The organism is Celeribacter halophilus, assembly GCF_018860305.1.
Classification (GTDB): domain Bacteria; phylum Pseudomonadota; class Alphaproteobacteria; order Rhodobacterales; family Rhodobacteraceae; genus Celeribacter; species Celeribacter halophilus_A.
Genome location: NZ_JAHKPE010000021.1, coordinates 244,662 through 264,784 on the forward strand (window position 1 = coordinate 244,662; position 20,123 = coordinate 264,784).

General features: G+C 56.9%; 21 protein-coding genes. 18 read left to right on the forward strand and 3 right to left on the reverse strand.

Translation table 11 applies throughout. The features are described from left to right. Window positions 1-81 precede the first annotated feature (81 nt). From mtgA to KO492_RS08690, 4 genes are all read left to right on the forward strand, one after another. A complete protein-coding gene (gene mtgA / locus KO492_RS08675) occupies window positions 82-798 on the forward strand; it encodes a monofunctional biosynthetic peptidoglycan transglycosylase (RefSeq protein ID WP_216044583.1) in 717 nt (238 codons plus the stop codon). Window positions 799-848: 50 nt separating this feature from the next. Continuing rightward, window positions 849-1,514, forward strand: a complete 666-nt coding sequence (gene fzlA, locus KO492_RS08680) for an FtsZ-binding protein FzlA (protein ID WP_066603982.1) — start codon at window positions 849-851, stop codon at window positions 1,512-1,514. A gap of 79 nt (window positions 1,515-1,593) precedes the next feature. Next, the gene (queG, locus tag KO492_RS08685) at window positions 1,594-2,634 is read left to right on the forward strand and encodes a tRNA epoxyqueuosine(34) reductase QueG (RefSeq protein ID WP_216044584.1); all 1,041 of its coding nucleotides are present in this window, start codon (window positions 1,594-1,596) and stop codon (window positions 2,632-2,634) included. Between the two features lie 39 nt (window positions 2,635-2,673). Then, complete coding sequence (locus tag KO492_RS08690; protein ID WP_216044585.1) at window positions 2,674-3,591, forward strand: DMT family transporter; 918 nt, start codon at window positions 2,674-2,676, stop codon at window positions 3,589-3,591. A 15-nt stretch (window positions 3,592-3,606) separates the two neighbouring features. Here KO492_RS08690 and KO492_RS08695 read toward each other — a convergent pair whose 3' ends face one another. Together KO492_RS08695 and KO492_RS08700 are read right to left on the reverse strand one after the other, a co-directional pair. Further along, window positions 3,607-4,107: a hypothetical protein gene (locus tag KO492_RS08695; protein ID WP_216044586.1), complete on the reverse strand. Its 501-nt coding sequence runs from the start codon at window positions 4,105-4,107 to the stop codon at window positions 3,607-3,609. Window positions 4,108-4,179: 72 nt separating this feature from the next. After that, a complete protein-coding gene (locus KO492_RS08700; protein WP_216044587.1) occupies window positions 4,180-5,049 on the reverse strand; it encodes a branched-chain amino acid aminotransferase in 870 nt (289 codons plus the stop codon). A 179-nt stretch (window positions 5,050-5,228) separates the two neighbouring features. On the opposite strand from KO492_RS08700, the gene KO492_RS08705 reads away from it, so the two are divergent. The 6 genes from KO492_RS08705 to KO492_RS08730 all read left to right on the forward strand — a co-directional run bounded on the left by KO492_RS08705 (window position 5,229) and on the right by KO492_RS08730 (window position 10,877). Next, entirely contained in the window at window positions 5,229-5,741 is a 513-nt protein-coding gene (locus tag KO492_RS08705; protein ID WP_066603993.1) for a MarR family winged helix-turn-helix transcriptional regulator, read from the forward strand. Further along, on the forward strand, window positions 5,716-6,441 hold the full coding sequence (locus KO492_RS08710; RefSeq protein WP_216044588.1) for a response regulator: 726 nt from the start codon (window positions 5,716-5,718) through the stop codon (window positions 6,439-6,441). The genes KO492_RS08705 and KO492_RS08710 overlap by 26 nt, the downstream gene beginning before the upstream one ends. Window positions 6,442-6,521: 80 nt before the next feature. Then, window positions 6,522-6,764, forward strand: coding sequence for an exodeoxyribonuclease VII small subunit (locus KO492_RS08715; protein ID WP_066603998.1), 243 nt, complete (start codon window positions 6,522-6,524; stop codon window positions 6,762-6,764). Then, entirely contained in the window at window positions 6,764-7,630 is an 867-nt protein-coding gene (locus tag KO492_RS08720) for a polyprenyl synthetase family protein (protein ID WP_216044589.1), read from the forward strand. Before KO492_RS08715 ends, KO492_RS08720 begins: the two co-directional genes overlap by 1 nt. A 14-nt stretch (window positions 7,631-7,644) precedes the next feature. Next, window positions 7,645-9,573 (forward strand): 1-deoxy-D-xylulose-5-phosphate synthase, encoded by a 1,929-nt coding sequence (gene dxs / locus KO492_RS08725; RefSeq protein ID WP_216044590.1) that lies wholly within the window; start codon window positions 7,645-7,647, stop codon window positions 9,571-9,573. A gap of 113 nt (window positions 9,574-9,686) precedes the next feature. Next, the gene (locus KO492_RS08730; protein WP_216044591.1) at window positions 9,687-10,877 is read left to right on the forward strand and encodes an MFS transporter; all 1,191 of its coding nucleotides are present in this window, start codon (window positions 9,687-9,689) and stop codon (window positions 10,875-10,877) included. Window positions 10,878-10,895: 18 nt separating this feature from the next. Here KO492_RS08730 and KO492_RS08735 read toward each other — a convergent pair whose 3' ends face one another. After that, window positions 10,896-11,762, reverse strand: a complete 867-nt coding sequence (locus KO492_RS08735; RefSeq protein ID WP_216044592.1) for an SDR family oxidoreductase — start codon at window positions 11,760-11,762, stop codon at window positions 10,896-10,898. 150 nt (window positions 11,763-11,912) lie between these two features. Between KO492_RS08735 and KO492_RS08740 the strand changes: the two genes are divergently transcribed. The 8 genes from KO492_RS08740 (at window position 11,913) to KO492_RS08775 (ending at window position 20,085) form a co-directional block, all read left to right on the forward strand. Continuing rightward, a complete protein-coding gene (locus tag KO492_RS08740; protein WP_216044593.1) occupies window positions 11,913-13,397 on the forward strand; it encodes an AMP nucleosidase in 1,485 nt (494 codons plus the stop codon). A 135-nt stretch (window positions 13,398-13,532) separates the two neighbouring features. Then, a complete protein-coding gene (locus KO492_RS08745; RefSeq protein WP_066604017.1) occupies window positions 13,533-13,820 on the forward strand; it encodes an HU family DNA-binding protein in 288 nt (95 codons plus the stop codon). A 210-nt stretch (window positions 13,821-14,030) separates the two neighbouring features. Continuing rightward, window positions 14,031-14,867 (forward strand): OmpA/MotB family protein, encoded by an 837-nt coding sequence (locus tag KO492_RS08750; RefSeq protein ID WP_216044594.1) that lies wholly within the window; start codon window positions 14,031-14,033, stop codon window positions 14,865-14,867. A gap of 88 nt (window positions 14,868-14,955) precedes the next feature. Continuing rightward, complete coding sequence (locus tag KO492_RS08755; protein WP_216044595.1) at window positions 14,956-16,248, forward strand: flagellar hook protein FlgE; 1,293 nt, start codon at window positions 14,956-14,958, stop codon at window positions 16,246-16,248. A gap of 31 nt (window positions 16,249-16,279) precedes the next feature. Then, entirely contained in the window at window positions 16,280-17,737 is a 1,458-nt protein-coding gene (gene flgK / locus KO492_RS08760) for a flagellar hook-associated protein FlgK (RefSeq protein ID WP_216044596.1), read from the forward strand. Between the two features lie 2 nt (window positions 17,738-17,739). Continuing rightward, entirely contained in the window at window positions 17,740-18,747 is a 1,008-nt protein-coding gene (locus KO492_RS08765) for a flagellin (protein WP_216044597.1), read from the forward strand. Then, the gene (locus KO492_RS08770; RefSeq protein ID WP_216044598.1) at window positions 18,747-19,850 is read left to right on the forward strand and encodes a flagellar basal body P-ring protein FlgI; all 1,104 of its coding nucleotides are present in this window, start codon (window positions 18,747-18,749) and stop codon (window positions 19,848-19,850) included. The genes KO492_RS08765 and KO492_RS08770 overlap by 1 nt, the downstream gene beginning before the upstream one ends. A 52-nt stretch (window positions 19,851-19,902) precedes the next feature. Then, window positions 19,903-20,085, forward strand: a complete 183-nt coding sequence (locus tag KO492_RS08775) for a hypothetical protein (RefSeq protein WP_216044599.1) — start codon at window positions 19,903-19,905, stop codon at window positions 20,083-20,085. Window positions 20,086-20,123: the final 38 nt, after the last annotated feature.

Sequence of the window (20,123 nt, forward strand, 5' to 3'; positions counted from 1 at the left end):
AAAGCCCCCGTTTCGGGGGCTTTTTCCTTGCGCTGTCACTAAGGCTTGACCTTGCAGCGCTCTCTATGCTTCCTCAGCATCATGGCAAGAAAGAGCAAGAAAAAGACCAAACCGGCAGGGCCCGGCTTTCTGCGGCGTTTGCGGCGACGTATTCTGCGTGCGGTTCTTGCGGTTGTGGCGCTCGTTTTTCTCTGGATTCTGGCCTATTCCGTTCTTCCCGTTCCCGGCACGTTCTACATGGTGGCGGAGGGGAGCCGGCAAGGCGCTTCGGTGGACTATCAATGGACGCCGATGGGTCGCATATCCCCAAATCTCGCGCGTGCAGTTGTCGCGGCGGAGGATGCCAATTTCTGCAATCATTGGGGGTTCGACCTTGCCGCGATCCGGTCCGCCATCTCGGCGGGCGGTCAACGCGGCGCGTCCACGATCAGCCAGCAGACAGTGAAAAACACCTTTCTCTGGCACGGGCGAAGCTGGCCGCGCAAGGCGCTTGAGGCGATGATTACGCCGGTGGTCGAACTGACATGGAGCAAGACGCGTATTCTGGAGGTTTATTTGAATATCGCGGAATTCGACACGGGTGTGTTCGGCGTCGAGGCGGCGTCGCGTCACTATTTCGGGGTCGGGCCGGAGGAGATCAGTTTGCGGCAGGCCGCGCAACTTGCGGCTGTCTTGCCCGCGCCGAAGGACCGCAATGCCGGTGCGCCGGGGCCATTCGTTCGGCGGAGAGCCGCGCAGATCATGGATGGTGCGGCCACAATTGCGCGAGATGGGCGCTCATCCTGTTTCGAGCATTGAACTGCCCGCAACCTTGCGGCAAGTAGAAGAAAAATTCGCGAGTAGAAATAATGATCCGTCTGTACCACGTCCCCCTTTCCCCGTTTTGTCGCAAAGTCCGTCTGGTTCTTGCGGAAAAGAAGATCGAGGTGGAACTGGTCGAGGAACGGTATTGGGAGCAGGATCCCGATTTCATGCGCCGGAACCCTGCCGGAAAGGTGCCGGTTCTGCGGATTGACGATATGAACCTCGCGGAAAGCACACCGATCTGTGAATATCTCGAAGAGCGCTATCCCAACCCGACCCTGATGCCGAAAGACGCTGAAGGGCGCTACGAGGTGCGGCGGTTGATGGCGTGGTTCGATGACAAGTTCCATCATGAAGTGACGTCGAAGCTGCTTTACGAGCGGGTGAACCGCAAGCTGATGAAGTCGGGCTATCCGGTGGCTGCGAATGTCAAATCCGGCTCGAAAGCGATCAAATACCACCTTGATTACATGGCATGGCTTCTGGACCGGCGGCGCTGGTTGGCGGGGGATGCCATGACGCTGGCGGATTTCGCTGCGGCGGCGCATTTGTCGGCGCTGGATTACACGTCCGATGTGGACTGGAACCGCCATGAGGTCGTGAAGGACTGGTATGCCAAGATCAAATCGCGTCCGGCTTTCCGCTCACTTCTGGCCGATCATGTGCCGAGCTTCCCGCCGCCGGAACATTACGCCGATCTCGATTTCTAAGGGCGGGGGGCTGTGTGGCCCCCTTGTTCTTTGGGCGATTCCGCCTGAGGATGTTTTCCGACATAAGAAAGGGCTTTGAGTGGCCGGCTTGGACAAGGAAACCGTGCGTGCGCGCGCTTTGGAGGAGGGCTTCTCCAAGGCCTCTTTCGGCCGTCCGGATATTCCCGAGGCGATGGAGCGGCTCAAGGCTTTTGTGGCCGAGGGGCGGCACGGGCAGATGGGCTGGATGGAGGAGCGTATGCACTGGCGCGGTGATCCGTCGGCGCTCTGGCCCGAGGCGAAATCCGTCATCATGCTGGCGGAGGCCTATACGCCGGAAGAAGACCCGATGGAGGCCGTGAACAGACCCGAATCCGGCGCAATTTCTGTTTATGCGCGCAATCGCGACTATCATGACATCGTCAAGAAACGGCTCAAACGTCTGGGACGCTGGCTGATCGAACAGGCGGGGCCTGATACGGAGATCAAGGTGTTCGTCGATACCGCCCCTGTGATGGAAAAGCCCTTGGCGGCGAAGGCAGGGCTGGGCTGGCAGGGCAAGCACACCAATCTGCTCTCGCGGGATCTGGGTAACTGGTTCTTTTTGGGGGCGATCTTCACCACGGTGGATTTCGACCCTGATCCACCTGAAAACGAGCATTGCGGGTCATGTCGGGCCTGTCTTGATGCCTGCCCGACGGAGGCTTTTCCGGCCCCCTATCAAATCGATGCGCGGCGCTGTGTGTCCTATCTGACGATTGAGCATCACGGGCCGGTGGACGAGGAATTGCGCGGCAAGCTGGGGAACCGGATTTACGGCTGTGACGATTGTCTGGCGGCCTGCCCGTGGAACAAGTTTGCGGTTGCGGCGAAAGAGATCCGCTTTTCCGCGCGCGAGGATCTGATTTCTCCACCGCTTGAGGCCTTGGCGCAGCTTGATGATGCGGCGTTTCGGGCGAAGTTCTCCGGCTCTCCGATCAAACGCATCGGGCGGGACCGTTTTGTGCGCAATGTGCTCTATGCCATCGGAAATTCCGGCTCGCTTGAGTTGCGGGCGGTGGCAGAGAAGCTGTGCGAAGATGCCGATGCCACGGTGCGCGATGCTGCTCAATGGGCCGTTGCGCGACTGACGAACTCGTGAGAATTTGAACGCATTCCCGAGTTCTTTGGAGGTTTGCGGATGAACCCGTTTCGCGGCATTGGTTTGAAACTTGCTTCCGTCACCTGTTTTGTGGTGATGGCGGCGCTGATCAAGGCGGCGAGTGATGAGGTGCCAGCCGGAGAGGCTGTGTTCTTCCGCTCTTTCTTTGCGCTTCCGATCATCTTTGTCTGGCTGGTGCAGCGGGGCGAGTTCCTTGCCGGTTTGCGGGTCCAGTCCCCGATGGGCCATGTCTGGCGCGGTATGATCGGGGCGAGTGCCATGTTCCTGAACTTCTTTGCGCTGGGGCTTTTGCCTTTGCCGGAAGCGACAGTTATCGGCTATGCGGCCCCTTTGCTTCTGGTGGTTTTCGCGGCCATGTTCGCCGGTGAAGACGTGCGCCTGTTCCGGTTTTCGGCAGTCTTTGCCGGTCTCGTCGGCGTGGTGATCGTGATGATGCCGCGGATCACGGTGCTTCACGGCGTGCCTGATCCGAAAGAACAGCTTGGCGCGATGGTGGCTTTGGGCGGGGCCTGTCTGGCAGCAATCGTGCAACTGCATGTGCGCAATATGGTGAAGACGGAAACGACGACCTCTATCGTGTTCTGGTTCTCCATGTCCTGCACCGTGGCGGCTCTTGTGACCATTCCGTTCTCACCGTGGGTCATGCCGAGCGCGCTTGCTTGCACCTTGCTGATTCTGTCGGGGCTGGTCGGCGGCGTGGCGCAGGTGTTTCTGACTTCCTGCTATCGCTATGCGGATGCTTCTTTGCTGGCGCCGTTCGATTATGCCTCGATGCTGCTGGCGCTGATTATCGGCTATGTGTTCTTTGACGAAATCCCGACGCCCGCGATGATTGTCGGGGCGGTCATTGTGATATCCGCAGGCGTGGCGATCATCCTTCGCGAAAGGGCGCTGGGGCTGAATGCTGCGCGCCGCAAGAAATCCGATGCCTTGTAAGCGGATCAAAACCGCTCAGTTGGTCAGCCGTTGCCAGAACCCGTTGCGGTCTAAGGCGTCCCGCCTCTCCTGTTCCTTTGCCATAGCCTTGCGTCGGGCGACCACCATGCGCGCGGCTTCTGTAGCGGCAAGCACCCCTTCCGCCGCGCGGGCCTCGGGAAACGGGCCGATCCGGCTTTCCCCGACAAGATAGGTGACGCGCACCTCCGAACTTTCGGGAATATGTCGGAACTTGACCTGCATCTCGGAGTCCAGACGGGAAAAAGCCGTTTCGAGCGCGGTTTGATAGGTGGCCTCAGTGGAAGCGGTGCGGGCCTGTCCACCGATCTCGACGAGTGCGACAATCAGACTTTTATCTTCGATCTGGCCCGCCTCGAGCAGCCGTTCGAGCGTGATTGCCAGAGGGCGCAGGGAGGGGTTTCCCGTGATCAGATAGGCGACCAGCATCAGGACAGCCGGTGTCACGATGAACACGGCGATCAGGATGATAAGAATGCTATCTTTGCGACGGACCACGGTATGCCTCCTGCCAGTCTGATAGGGGAGACTGGCAGAAAGCTCTTATTTTATGGTTAAAGCGCGTCGCGATCAGCTCCGGACCAGTTTTTCGTAGTCTTCGGAAATTTCGCGGGTCAGCGCCCCCACTTCGAACATATAGTCACCGATCTGGCCGACAGGTGTGACTTCGGCAGCGGTTCCGGTGAGGAAACACTGTTCGAAACCTTCAAGCTCTTCGGGTTGAATCCGGCGCTCGTGCACGGTGACGCCCTTTTCTTTGAGCATCGCGATGACGGTCTGACGGGTGATGCCGTTCAGAATGGCGTCGGGAATCGGAGTGTGCACTTCGCCGTCCTTGACGAAAAAGATGTTTGCGCCGGTCGCCTCGGCCACATAACCGCGATAGTCCATAAACAGCGCATCGGAACAGCCTTTGGCCTCGGCAGCGTGTTTCGACATGGTGCAGATCATATAGAGACCGGCGGCTTTTGCAGCGGTGGGGATGGTCTCAGGCGACGGGCGTTTCCATTTCGCGATGTCGAGCTTGGCGCCCTGCATCTTGGCATCGCCGTAATAGGCACCCCATTCCCACGCTGCGACAGCCATGCGCACGGGGTTCTTGTTGGCGGCAACCCCCATGTCCTCGCCCGCGCCGCGCCATGCCAGCACGCGAACATAGGCATTGTCCCAGCCATTGGCCTTGAGCACGTCGTATTTTGCTTTTTCGATTTCTTCGACCGAGTAGGGGATGGGCATGTCGAGCGCCTTGCCTGAGGCGATCAGACGTTCGGAGTGTTCGACAGATTTGAAAATCGTGCCGTTGTAGCACCGCTCGCCCTCAAACACGGCAGAGGCGTAATGCATGGCGTGGGTCAGAATATGCACCTTGGCATCGCGCCAGTCGACGAGTGTCCCGTCCATCCAGATGTATCCGTCGCGATCTTCGTAGCTGCCCGCCATGGGTCTCTCCTTTTTGGTCTCTTTATGTCGCTGCGCTCTTTCGTGAAGTTGCGCTGCGCGTGTATTTTGGGGACGATTATTGCGCCAAATCCTGATTTCGCTATCAATTCATTCTTGGAATGTCAACAAGGCTGACTTAAACTGCGGGTCGATCAAGAGATTTGTGAACGAGGCGGAATATGGCGGACGGAAAAGCTGGTGGAACGAAAAGCGGGGAAGCTCTGCTCTTTCTGACGGATGAACAGCTTCGCAAGGGGATCGAAGCGATGTTCTTTGCCTATCGCGGCTTCACCGCTGATCCCGACCGCATTCTCGAAGAGCACGGCTACGGGCGGGCGCATCACCGTGCGTTGCACTTTATCGCCCGCGCGCCCGGCACCAATGTGAACAACCTTCTGGGCATTCTGGGGGTGACCAAACAATCCCTGAACCGTGTCCTGAGAACCCTGATTGATGACGGGTTGGTGGAGAGCCGGATCGGTGTTCAGGACAAGCGCGAGCGACATCTCTATTTGACGGAGACAGGTAAAATCCTTGAAGGTGAAATTGCCGAGGTGCAAAGGGCGCGGATGCGTGCGGCGTATCGCAAGGCAGGACATGAAGCAGTGTCTGGGTTCCGGCGCGTGCTTGAAGCGATGATGGACCCGGATCAGACAGAGTTTTTCAATGCTCTGTCAGGGAAGGAGGACTAGGTTGGGCTCGGAGATTCACCTTCTGATCGTCGATGATGACGAGCGGATTCGCGGCTTGTTGCAAAAGTTTTTGATCCGCCACGGGTTTTGTGTGACGGCGGCACGCGATGCGGCTCATGCGCGGCGGTTGTTGGCGGGGCTTGAGTTCGATCTGATCGTGCTTGATGTGATGATGCCCGGCGAGGACGGGATCAGCCTGACGCGGGATTTGCGCCAGACGCTGAGCACGCCGATCCTGTTGCTGACGGCCAAGGGCGAGACCGAGGACCGCATTGCCGGCCTTGAGGCGGGGGCGGATGATTATCTCGCCAAACCTTTCGAGCCGAAGGAACTGCTTTTGCGGATCAATGCCGTGTTGCGCCGGATGCCGCAGGTCGAGGAGGTCGAAGCCGGTCCGAAATATTTGCATATGGGGCGGTTCCGCTATGATGTGGAACGCGGCGAGTTGTGGGAGGGCGAGCAGTCCGTGCGGCTGACCGGCACCGAGTCGCAACTTATGAAGATTTTTGTCGCCGCTTCCGGAGAGCCTGTGTCGAGGGCGGAACTGGTGGAGCGGCTCGGGCGCGACGGCGGACAGGCGCAGGAACGCGCTGTGGACGTCCAGATCACCCGCTTGCGCCGCAAACTCGAAGATGACCCGCGCCAGCCGCGCTATCTCCAGACCGTGCGCGGCGCGGGATATATGCTGACCCCCGAGTAAAGCCGTTTTGCACGAAAGTGAAACTGGCCTTTCCTGCGGGTTTTCCTGTATGCAGAGGGCAAAGCAATCGGGAGAAAAGCATGAGCGATACGCCGGTCAACGAGATGTCTTTTGAAACGGCTATGGCCGAATTGAATGAGGTTGTGAGCAAACTCGAACGCGGGGATGTCGCGCTTGAGGACAGTATTGCGCTCTATGAGCGCGGGGCCAAGCTCAAGGCCCATTGCGAGGCCAAACTCAAGGACGCCGAGGAAAAGGTCGAAAAGATCACGGTCGGGCCGGATGGGGCCGCGACGGGCACAACCAAGGCCGAAGGTGTCTGATGCAAGACAGGTTGGCGCGCTGCAAAGAGGCGGTTTCTGCCTGTTTTGACACTGTATTTGCACCGCTCGGCTCCATGCCGGTCGAAGAGGGGATGCGTTACGCGCTTACGGGCGGAAAACGTCTGCGGGCCTTTCTGGTGATGGAGGGCGCGGCGCTTCACGGCGTTCCGGTGGAGCGTTCCGTCTGGGCCGCTGCGGCGATTGAGGCGCTTCATGCCTACAGCCTTGTGCATGATGATTTACCCTGCATGGATGACGACGACCTGCGTCGTGGCCTGCCGACCGTCCACAAGCGTTGGGACGAGGCGACAGCGGTGCTTGTCGGAGATGCTTTGCAGACGCTGGCCTTCGAGCTTCTGACGCGGCCTGAAATGGAGGTTTCAAGCCGGATCAGGGTCGAATTGATCGCCTCTCTCGCGACATCTTCGGGTGTGCAGGGGATGGTTCTGGGACAGGCACAGGATATTGCCGCCGAGACTTCGGCTGTTCCGCTTGACCTGCAAGAGATCACTGTGTTGCAAGGCAACAAGACCGGTGCGCTGATCGAATGGTCGGCGCGGGCGGGGGCGCTCCTTGGTGGCGGTGATCCGGAGGCGCTGGGCCAGTATGCTACGGCGCTGGGCCTTGCCTTCCAGATTCAGGACGACATTCTCGACGTTGAAGGGGATGTTGCAAAAACCGGTAAGGCCGTGGGCAAGGATGCCGATGCGGGTAAGGCGACTTTTGTTTCCCTTCTGGGCCTTGAAGGAGCAAAGTCCCGCGCGAATATACTGGTCGAGGAGGCCTGTGCGGCATTGAGCCCCTATGGATCACGCGCCGAGCCCTTGCGAGACCTCGCCCGCTTCGTTATTTCGCGGGAAACCTGAGAAAGCGAGACGCCATGTCCGACCGCCCAGCAACACCCACCCTTGATCGCGTCAATGTTCCGGCCGATCTCAAGGCCCTGTCCGATGTCGAACTCAAGAGGCTGGCCCATGAGTTGCGGCAGGAAACCATTTCTGCCGTCTCCGTGACCGGCGGGCATCTGGGGGCCGGTCTGGGTGTGGTCGAGTTGACCGTGGCCCTGCACGCGGTGTTTGATGCGCCCAAGGATCGTCTGATCTGGGATGTGTCGCACCAGTGCTATCCGCATAAAATCCTCACCGGCCGCCGCGACCGGATTCGGACCCTGCGCACCGAGGGCGGGCTGTCCGGCTTTACCAAACGTTCCGAAAGCCCCTATGACCCGTTCGGCGCGGCGCATAGTTCGACCTCGATCTCTGCGGCGCTGGGCTTTGCCGTGGCGCGTGATCTGGGCGGAGCGCCGGAATACGGGATCGGCGATGCGATTGCGGTGATCGGGGATGGCTCCATGTCGGCAGGCATGGCGTTTGAGGCGATGAACAATGCGGGCCATCTGGGCAAGCGGCTGATCGTCATTCTCAACGACAACGAAATGTCCATTGCGCCGCCGACGGGGGCGCTGTCGTCCTATCTGACCCGTCTTTATACGGGTGAACCGTTTCAGGATCTGAAAGCCGCAGCAAAAGGGGCTGTCTCCCTCCTGCCGCATCCGTTTCAGGAAGGGGCTAAACGCGCCAAGGAAATGCTCAAGGGCATGACCATCGGCGGCACGCTCTTTGAGGAGCTTGGTTTTTCCTACGTCGGTCCGGTTGACGGGCATGATCTGGACCAGTTGTTGAGCGTGTTGCGCACGGTGAAAGCCCGCGCGACGGGTCCGATTCTGATCCATGCGATCACCAAGAAGGGCAAAGGTTACGCCCCTGCCGAAGGGCGGCCCGACAAGGGGCACGCCACCGCGAAGTTCGACGTGGTGACCGGCGAGCAGAAAAAGGCCAAGTCCAATGCGCCGTCCTACACCAAGGTCTTTGCGCAGGCTTTGATCCAAGAGGCCGAAACGGATGACAAGATTGTCGCCGTGACCGCCGCGATGCCGGACGGGACGGGGCTTGACCTCTTTGCCGAACGCTTTCCGGCGCGGTGTTTTGATGTGGGGATTGCCGAGCAACACGGTGTGACCTTTTCCGCAGGGATGGCGGCGGGCGGGATGAAACCGTTCTGCGCCATGTATTCGACCTTCCTGCAACGCGGCTACGATCAGGTTGTCCATGATGTCGCGATCCAGCGCCTGCCGGTGCGGTTCGCGATTGATCGTGCGGGGCTGGTCGGGGCCGATGGCGCGACCCATGCGGGGTCTTTTGACATTGCTTTTTTGAGCAACCTTCCGGGCATGGTGGTCATGGCCGCTGCCGACGAGGCGGAGTTGAAACATATGGTGGCCACAGCCGTGGCCCATAACGAGGGGCCGATTGCCTTCCGTTATCCGCGCGGTGAGGGCGTGGGCGTCCAGATGCCGGAGCGGGGCGAGGTGCTGGAGATCGGCAAGGGGCGCGTGGTGCGCGAAGGTTCGCGGGTGGCGCTTTTGTCTTTCGGAACACGGCTCGAACCGGCGTTGAAAGCGGCGGAGAACCTCGCGGCCAAGGGGATTTCCTGCACGGTTGCGGATGCCCGTTTTGCCAAGCCTCTGGACCATGACCTGATCCGCGATCTGGCAGCCAATCACGAGGCGCTGATTACGCTCGAAGAGGGCGCGATTGGCGGATTCGGCTCGCACGTTGCGGATTTCCTTGCCGAAGAAGGCGTCTTTGATCGCGGGTTCAAATTCCGTTCCATGACCCTGCCGGACAGTTTCATCGATCAGGCCAGCCCTGAGGCAATGTATGCCATCGCGGGGCTGAACACGCCGGATATTGAAGCCAAGGTTCTCTCGGTTCTGGGCATTTCGGATCTCTCCAGCAAGCGTGCGTGACATCGGCCTGCCGGTTTGTGCAAGGCGGGTATGATGCCGGTGGCGCACGCGGTCTCTTGATCCTTTTGCCCGAATAGCCGAAGTCATGGGCGTCTTCCTTTCAGGATATAATCATGGTTTCCATATCCACCGTCTCCACCGGCACGCGTCCGGGGATTGTGCTTTTCGCTCTGGCGCTCGGCGGCTTTGCGATTGGCACGAGTGAATTTGCCACGATGAGCCTCTTGCCCTTCATGGCGCAGGGGCTTGGCATTGACGAAGCCACGGCGAGCCGGTTGATCTCGGCCTATGCGCTCGGGGTGGTTGTCGGCGCGCCTTTGATTGCGGTGGCGGCGGCCCATATCGAGCGGCGTCTTTTGCTGGTCGGGTTGATGGGGATGTTCTGCTTTACGCATCTTCTGTCCGCCTTTGCGCCGACCTACCAGTTGATGCTTCTTGGCCGGTTTCTCAGCGGGATGCCCCACGGGGCCTATTTCGGCGTGGCCGCTCTGATGGCTGCCTCTCTGGCCGGTCCCGGTCATCGCGGTAAGGCGGTTGCGCGGCTGATGCTTGGCCTCACGATTGCGACCATTGTCGGGGTGCCCTTTGCCAATGTTCTGGGGCAGACCGTCGGCTGGCGCTGGGCCTTTGCCTTGGTGAGTGTGCTGGCTGCTGTGACGGCGGTGATGATCCTTGCTTTTGCGCCGCAGTCGGCCAAGGGCGGAGGATCGAATGCGTTGCAGGAACTTGACGCGCTCAAGAACCGGCAGGTGTTGCTGACGCTGTTGAGCGGGGCCATCGGGTTTGGCGGTTTCTTTGCCTTTTACACCTATCTGGCCTCGACCTTGATCGACGTGACGCAGGTGCATGAGGCGAGCATTCCCTTTTACCTTGCCCTGATGGGCGTGGGGATGACGCTTGGCACGTTGCTGGCGGGATGGGCCGCGGATCGGGCGCTGAACTTTTCGGTCTTTGCAACCTTGGGCGTCAACATCGTTCTGATGCTGCTGTTCCCGCTGATCGCCGCGCAGCCCTATGCGATGGCGGGGCTGGTTCTGGCCTTGGGGTTGGCGAACGGCTATCCGCTCTTGCTGCAAACACGGCTCATGGATGTGGCCCGAGATGCGCAGTCCCTTGCCGCCTCCTTGCACCATGCGGCCTTCAATGCGGCCAATGCTTTGGGTCCGTTCGTGGCGTCGATCTATATTGCCAAGGGCTACGGGTTCACCTCGGCGGGCTATGTCGGTGCGGCGCTCACCTTTGGCGGGGTTGTGCTCTATACGATTACAGTGCTGGACTACCGGCGGTCATGGCAGGGGCGGTAAAGCCCTTTGCGACAGGTTCTACTGATCCAGCGCCAGAAGCGCCTTTAGGCCGGTTTTGTAGTCGGGATAGATCAGCTTGACGCCCAGCAGGGTTTTCATCCGGTCGTTGCACACCTTTTTGTTCTCGGCATAAAAGCTGCGGGCCATGGGGGACATCTCTGCGGTTTCAAAGGACTCGACCGGAGGCTGTGGAAGCCCCAGGAGTTCGGCGGCATAGCCGATCACATCTTCGGGCGGGGCCGGAAGATCATCGCAAATATTGTAGATTCCGCCCGTTTCGGGTCGATTTATCGAGGCTTCCAGCGCTTGTGCGATGTCTTCGACATGGATGCGGGAAAAGACCTGACCCTGTTTGACGATCCTGCGCGCGGTTCCGGCGCGGACTTTTGCAAAGGGGCCGCGCTCTGGTCCATAGATGCCCGCGAGCCGGAAAATGGACAGGTTCAGACCCAAATCCAGCGCAACCTGCCGCCAGTCCGCTTCCGCCTGCATCCGCATGACCCCGCGTTTGGTGCTTGGGGTGAGGGGCGTTTCCTCGTCCACCCAATCACCGCCATGATCGCCATAGACGCCCGTGGTGGAGAGGTATCCGACCCATTCAAGCGTCGGGGCGGCGTCTTTCAGAACATCACGATAGGCACGCAGGAAAGGATCGCCCTGTGCATCGGGGCCTGCGGAAATCAACAGATGGGTGGCTCCGGCGAGGCGCGGGGGCAACGGGTCGGTGCCCAGCAGAACCGGTTGCACACCCGCGCTGTCAAATTGCTGTGCCTTGGCGGTGTTACGGGTGGTTCCGACGATGTCCCATCCTTGCGGGATGAGAGACCGCGCCAGCATTTGCGCGCTATAGCCGTGGCCGAAGGAAAACAATTTGGGGCGTGTCATCTCGTCTCTTCCTCTCGCCCTGTCTGGGGGCCTTGCGTCTGTGCCGGAGTTGGTCTCAAGTGAGGGCAACAGAGGCCCGAATGCAAGCGGACCCCAATCTGTGCATCTTTGGCATATTGATAGGGGGCTTGCCGGAAAGAGGATATAAGAATGAACAGCAGTTTGAAAAGCCTGACCCTTGAGACCACGCCGCCGCGCGACACACGGAGTTTTTCCGATCCGGCGGCTGCGGTGGACTATCTTGAGGAGTTGTATTTCGAGGCCTGCTCTTTCCTGACCGAGAAATTCTCGCGCGTCGCCGCAGGGGCGGAACCGGAGGCGCGGTATCGGGCCTTTTATCCGGAGATTCGCGTAGCCACGACATCATATGCCGCGATGGACAGCCGTTTGTCCTTTGGCCATGTGGCAAAACCGGGGGAGTATTCGACGACGATCACGCGGCCCGATCTTTTCCGGAACTATCTCAAGCAACAGATTTCGCAAATCCTGCGCAATCATGGTGTGCAGGTTCAGATCGGTGTCTCCGAAACGCCGATGCCGGTGCATTTTGCCGTCGCCAATGACGAGAACATCACCGTGCCGCAGGAAGGCGCGATGACTTATCCTTTGCGCGATATTTTCGACGTGCCGGATTTGACGACCACACATGACGATATCGTCAATGGTCTCGGATATACGCATGAGGACGGGTCTGGCGCGCTGGCGCCATTCACGGCGCAGCGGATCGACTATTCGCTTGCGCGTCTGTCGCATTACACCGCGACCGATGCGGTTCATTTCCAGAACCATGTCCTGTTCACGAACTACCAGTTCTATGTCTCCGAATTCGAGGCCTACGCCCGCACGCAACTGGCCGATCCGGAGAGCGGCTACACCAGTTTTGTTTCCACCGGAAATATCGAGATCACCTCTGCGGACGAAGAGATTCCGCCTACCACCAAGACGCCGCAGATGCCGACCTATCACCTCAAACGGGCAGACGGGTCCGGCATTACGCTTGTGAATATCGGGGTTGGCCCGTCGAATGCGAAGACCGCGACCGATCATATTGCCGTGCTGCGTCCGCATGCGTGGATCATGGTCGGGCATTGTGCTGGATTGCGCAATTCCCAGCGGCTCGGGGATTTCGTTCTGGCCCATGCCTATTTGCGCGAGGATCATGTGCTTGATGATGATCTTCCGGTCTGGGTGCCGATCCCTGCGCTGGCAGAGATCCAGACGTCTCTCGAAGATGCGGTGGCACAGGTGACGGAGCTTGAGGGCTATGAGCTGAAACGGATTATGCGGACCGGAACCGTGGCGACGATCGACAACCGGAACTGGGAACTTCGGGATCAGTCCGGCCCCGTGCAACGTCTGTCGCAATCCCGCGCCATTGCGCTTGATATGGAAAGCGCGACCATTGCGGCGAACGGGTTCAGGTTCCGCGTGCCTTACGGGACGCTTCTATGTGTGTCGGACAAGCCGCTGCACGGTGAGTTGAAGCTACCTGGAATGGCCTCTGATTTCTATAAATCACAGGTGTCGCGGCACCTTTTGATCGGCATTCGTTCTATGGAATTGCTTCGCGAAATGCCTATTGAACGCATCCATAGCCGGAAATTGCGCTCTTTCGAGGAAACCGCCTTCCTGTAATAGGGGGTTTTTCGCTCAAAATAGCGGAAAATGCAGGATATACGCACACTAACCGTTGTAGGGCTCTGCAAATTTCGCTTAGAAAAGCGCGATAACCCCCTAATCCAAGGGGGGCCGTACGAGGAGTATACAGACATGACGAAACCGATGACCAAAACCCAGCTCGTGGCCGCACTCGCCGAAGAGATGGATTCTGATAAAAAATCCGCCGCTGCTGCGCTCGAAGCGATCACTGCGCTGATCACGCGCGAAGTTTCCGCCGGTGGTGCTGTGACCCTTCCGGGCGTTGGCAAAATCTATTGCCGTGAACGTCCCGAGCGTATGGTGCGCAACCCGCAAACGGGTGAGCAGATGAAGAAAGAAGCCGACAAGGTTGTGAAAATGACCATTGCAAAAGCGCTGAAAGACAGCGTGAACGGCTAAGTTTCGTTTCCAGTTTTTTGAAAAGGGTCGCGCATGTCGCGGCCCTTTTTGCATGAGAGTCTCAAGCTGCGGTTTTCTTGTTTGCTTCTGTTGTGTGACGCGTTGGATTTGCGCGTGCTTCGCACGGAATTTACCTCCAATTTTACAAGTTAAGCTGGTGTTTATCCCTTCCTGTTACCTCTGCATTCGGGTGAAGAATGAGGTGATGGGATGAGCGGCAAAAGTAACGCTCCAATTATCATCAAAAGAAAGAAGGTCGTCGTACAAGGCGAGGAGCATAGTGGCGCGTGGAAAGTGGCCTATGCCGATTTCGTGACGGCGATGATGGCGTTCTTTCTTTTGATGTGGCTTTTGAATGCAACGACAGAGAAACAGCGCAAGGGGCTCGCGGAATATTTCAATCCGACGATTCCGGTGAATCGTATTTCCGGTGGCGGCGATGGTGCTTTCGGGGGGGATTCTGTCTTTACCGAAGAAACCTTGGCTCAAAACGGAATGGGAGCGTCGAGTTTTGACAGCGGCGGCGCGAATAAAAACGCCACGCAAGGCGGAGAACGTGCGACCGCTCTGGAGGCAAAAGCCTATGCCGAGGTTCAGGACCTGTTAACCGCCTTTAGCGGGGAGAGCATGGCGGCAGACAAAGCCATGCGCCATGTCGTGACGCGTGTGACGGACGAAGGGTTGATTGTCGAATTGCATGATCTTGAGGGCGACCCTCTTTTTCTTCCGAACACATCCGAACCCGCAGAGGTGTTGATTCTGTTGGTGGAGATGCTCTCGGAAGTGTTCAAGATTGTGCGCAATGAGATCGCCATTTCGGGCTATGTGAGCACGCGACCGGTGGTGGTGCGCGACAATCCCGTTTGGGACATCTCGACACAGCGCGCCGATCGGGTGCGTCTTTTGTTGGAAGAGAGCGGAACGCCCACTGAACGTATTCAGCGTGTGACCGGTTATGCGGATCGCAAACCTGTTGTCAGCAATCTCATGTCGACGAGAAACAACCGCGTTGAAGTCGTTCTGTTGAGAAATCCGCTCAAAAAGTAGTTCGCATTTTATGTGTTAGGGCGCTGTTAAGTCTCACTGTGCATGCTGGGGCAAGTTTTGGGACTTCGCAGCAGAAAGGTGCCACCCTATGTCAATTTCTTCATCGCTCAACGCTGGCGTTGCCGGCCTTGCCGCCAATGCTACCAAGCTTGCGACAATTTCGGACAACATCGCCAATTCCAATACCTATGGCTACAAACGGGCCGAGGCGGACTTTTCGTCATATGTTCTCACCAACAATTCGAATTCCGGAACATATTCTGCGGGTGGCGTAAGTGCCACCACAACGCGTCTCATCAGTGAACAGGGGGGCTTGGTCTCGACATCCAACGCGACGGATGTGGCGGTGTCGGGAAATGGCTTCGTCCCTGTGACAACCGAGGCCGATCTGAACAATACACAGGGCGATCAGCCTCTGATGATGACCACAACCGGATCATTCTATACCGATGATGCGGGCATTCTGAAAACCGAATCCGGCCTTGTTCTCCTCGGTTGGGCTGCGGATGCCGACGGCACAATTGCGACCTATGCACGAGACACGGCCACAGATCTCAAGCCTGTTGTGATCAACGACAACCAGACTGCGGGGGATCCGACGACGAAAATCAATCTGGCCGTCAATGTGCCGGCGGAAGATGCCGATGCTGCCTATACGCTTGCCGTCGAATATTATGGCAACCTCGGAACGTCGGAGTCTCTGGGAGTGACGTTCACCAATGAACCGGCGGACAATACTTGGACGATGACGATCACCGATTCCGCTGCCGGTCATACAACGATTGGTGAATACACGATTGTCTTCGATGACACCCGCGCTTCGGGCGGCACGCTGTTGTCCGTGACGCCGACCGTCAACAACCCGGCGGGTGCGCTCTATGATGATGTCACAGGCACGCTTTCTCTCGAATTGGCCGGTGGGCCGCTGGATCTGAACATCGGCGCTCTTGGTGACACGAACGGGCTAACGCAGCTTTCGGACAATTTCGCACAAACATCGATTACGAAAGACGGCTCTCCGGTCGGGAACCTGACCTCGATTGAGATCGACGATAGCGGTTTTATCACGGCCACCTATGACACAGGGTTTACCCGCACGATCTATCAAATCCCGCTGGTAGATGTCTCGAACCCGAACGGCCTGTCGTCCTTGGGGAACCAGACCTATCAGGTGTCGCCTGACTCCGGCTCGTTTTTCCTCTGGGACGCGGGGGATGGACCGACCGGAACGATCGAGGGCTATGCCCGTGAAAGCTCCACGACCGATGTTGCCGCTGAATTGACGGACTTGATTCAGACACAACGCGCATATTCCTCAAATGCGAAGGTCATCCAGACCGTCGACGAGATGCTGCAAGAGACCACAAACATCAAACGCTAACGCAACTGGCGGCATAGAAGGAGACTAGGACATGAGTATTTCTACGGCGTTTTCGAATGCATTGAGTGGCCTGAACGCGGTGTCACGTGCGGCAGATGTCGTGTCTTCCAATGTCGCCAATGCGATGACCGAAGGCTACGGGAAGCGGGAAATAGAACTCGCTTCCCAACAGCTCGGGAAAACCGGCTCGGGGGTCTCGGTTGTTGGGGTATCCCGTCATTATGATCCTGTGGTCACGGGAGAACGGCGGTATGCTGATGCCGAGGCCGCCTTGGAGGAGACTCGAGCGGAATTCTACGACTCCTATGCAGCCGCTATGGGGCAGGTGGACGACGAGAGCTCGATAGTTGGACGTATTACGGGGCTTGAAACCGCATTGATCGAGGCTGCCAGTCGTCCGGAGTCCGAGGCTCGGTTACAGACTGTTCTGGATGCGGCCAAGGATCTCGCGGATCAGATTAATAGTGCTTCGGATAGCATCATGGATATCCGTATGGCTGCAGACAAGGAGATTGCTCAGACGGTTGATTTTCTGAATTCGGCGTTACAACAAGTTGTTGATCTTAACTTTGCGATCCAGAAACAAATCGCACAAGGCTATGATGCAAATGCGTTGATGGATCAACGGCAGACACTCGTTGATCAGGTTGCGGAGCTTATTCCTGTAAATGAGGTCGAAAAAGACAATGGAATGATCTCCCTTTACACGAATGGCGGAGCATTTTTGGTCGACTCGAGCGCGGCAACAATCGAGTTTACACAAACCGCGACCATTACTCCGGATATGACTATAGAGAGTGGCATCATTTCCGGCCTCACCATCAATGGTCTGGCAGTTTCAACTGATCCGGAACGCGGACAAATTGCAGGAGGCAAACTTGCCGGTTTGTTTGAGGTTCGAGACGTCCTGGCTCCCGAAGCACAAATTGAACTTGATGCAATTGCACGCGATTTGATTGAGAGGTTTCAAACGAGCGACGCAGATCACACCCTATCTGCCGGAGATGCCGGTTTGTTCACTGATGGTGGCGCGACCTTTGACGCCTTGAATGAAGAAGGGCTGGCTGGGCGCATATCAGTAAACGCGCTGGTCGATCCGGATGAAGGGGGAGAGCTATGGAAATTGCGTGATGGCTTGGGAGCCAGTGCAGAAGGCGATCAAGGCGATGCGACAATCCTGCACTCCCTGACGGATGCATTGCAAAATACACGAGCCGCATCTTCCGGCGGGCTGATTGCTATGGAGCGGTCCGCATTGGGCTTTGCTGCGGATGTCTACTCACTTGCGGAAACCAATCAGCTAAACGCTGAAGCCAATCTTACATACGCATCTGCCCGGCAGGAATCTCTTGAGATGATCGAATTGGAAAACGGTGTTGATACAGATTACGAGATGCAGCAGCTTCTCGTGATCGAGCAAACTTATGCCGCAAATGCGAAGGTGGTTGCGACCATTGATACCCTTATGGACCAGTTGATGGAGATTTAAGGATGAGTGTTATTTCGTTTGGCGATATGGCTGCATCAATTCGTAATATGCGTGTCACCACTCAGACCAAATTGGATCTGGAGAAATATGGATCCGAAGTGGCCAGTGGTGAAAAATATGACCTTTCTGCTTCGGTGTCGGGGGACTTTTCCCCTTTGGCGTCCATTGAGCGCTCTCTTCGAACACTGCAGTCCTATGATCTCGCAATCAAGGAGGCAGACCTGTTCGCGACAACTGTGCAATCCAGTTTGGGATCAATCTCGGAGCATGTTGAGGAGTTGTCTTCAGTTTTGTTGTCAGCATCGACGAATGGAGATGCCACGAGTGTTTCGGTCGCAGGGACTGACGCCCGCACAAGGTTTGATGCGGTGGTTTCTACCTTAAACACTCGAATTGGCAATCGTTCCCTTTTTAGCGGAGCTGCTACGGGTGAAACGGCGCTTATTTCGGCGGATGAAATTATGAATGACTTGGTGTCAGCCATTGCTGGCTCGACCTCGTATTCAGACGTTGAGACCATTGTTGATGATTGGTTTATGTCCTCTTCCGGTGGCTTTGAAATGATCGCCTATCAAGGATCGGACACTGCTTTGTTCCCATTTGCGCTTGGGGAACACGAAACCGTACAGGTGGATTTTTCCGCGAATGATGCATCGATTCGAGAGACGCTTAAAGGATTGGCATTGGCTGCACTTGTTGATGAGGGAGTTCTTGAGGGAAGCGTGTCTGAACAATCGTCTTTGTTGCGAAGCGCGGGGGAGACGCTCATGGGGGTGCAGGCTGGTTTAGCTGATCTGCGTGCCCAGGTCGGGGCTGTTGAGGTCCGGATTGAGGAAGCGAGCCTATCTAATAGTGCGATGACATTTTCATATGAAGCGGCAAAATCCGAGATCGTGTCGGCGGATGCCTATGAATCTGCCTCAATGCTCACGCAAACCGAAACGCAGCTACAGCTTATTTATACGCTTACTGCACGGATGTCGCGCCTCAGTCTTTCGGATTATATGTGATGCTTAAAATTTTTACTTCTATTGCATTTGCCTGCCTGCTTGTTGCTTCGGCTGCAGCCAATCCAATTCGGATTAAAGATCTTGTAGAGTTTGACGGTGTTCGTGGGAATGATTTGGTCGGCTATGGTCTTGTTGTCGGGCTAAAGGGAACGGGGGACGGCATTCGAAACGCTCCTTTCACAGAGGAGATCATGTCCAATATATTGGAACGTTTGGGTGTGAATGTAACGGGAGAGCAGTTTCGTCCGAAAAATGTTGCTGCTGTTCTGGTTACTGCAACATTGCCCCCCTTTGCACGTACCGGAGGGAAAATTGACGTAACTGTCTCTGCAATTGGCGATGCCAAAAGCCTTCTGGGGGGTACACTTGTCATGACCCCCCTTAATGCGCCGGATGGACAAATATATGCAGTTGCCCAAGGCACAATTATCGCGGGTGGAGCATCTGCAGAAGGTGATGGGGCTTCTGTCACCCAAGGCGTGCCTACAGCAGGAGTTATTCCTTCCGGGGCACGGGTGGAGCGCGAAGTTGATTTTGATTTTTCAACGCTCAAATCTGTGCGCTTGGCGTTACGAAACCCCGATTTCACGACAGCTGAACGGATTGAAAATGCGATAAATAGGAATTTTGGTCGGGTTGTGTCTCGCATGCTGGATGCGGGCACCGTCATGCTTGATATCAAGGCGACAAAAGAACTTTCGCCGGCTCACGCACTGGGCAGAGTGGAAAACATATCGGTGCAACCGGAGCGCAAAGCTCGCGTAGTTGTTGACCAGCGCTCCGGTACAATTGTTATGGGAGACGATGTTCGCATTTCGCGAGTCGCGGTCAGTCAGGGAAACCTAACGCTACGTATTGAGGAGGAGCCGCTTGTAGTGCAGCCGAATCCATTTTCAGAAGGCGGAGCCATAGTCGTGCCACGAACAGAAGCGTCTATAGAAGAAGAGTCAGGGATAGGCCTCGCAGAAGTTAAGGAGGGGACATCTCTTTCGGAGGTGATTGCGGGCTTGAATGCATTGGGCGTTTCTCCGCGTGATATGATTGATATCCTAAAAAGTATCAAAGCTGCCGGAGCACTACATGCAGAGTTTCTTGTGAGATAGTGTGGCGTGGTCTGGTTTTGATATTATGGCCACTTTCTGGAAGCAGGGATGAATGGAGGTATTTTATCGTCGCGTGAGGACGAAAATCCTTCATGTGCTTTTAACCTATCTCGCCCTTGCCGTATTTTGCTTTCGAGGAAAAGCCAGTTTGGCTGTTTTTGTCGTGTTTGAGTCCTTGCTGGGAGGGGCTGAAATCGAAATTATTGGCAGACTTAAAGTTTTTTCTGGAAATTAGGCGTTTTCTTCAAAGAATCGCTTGCAGGATTTGATGAG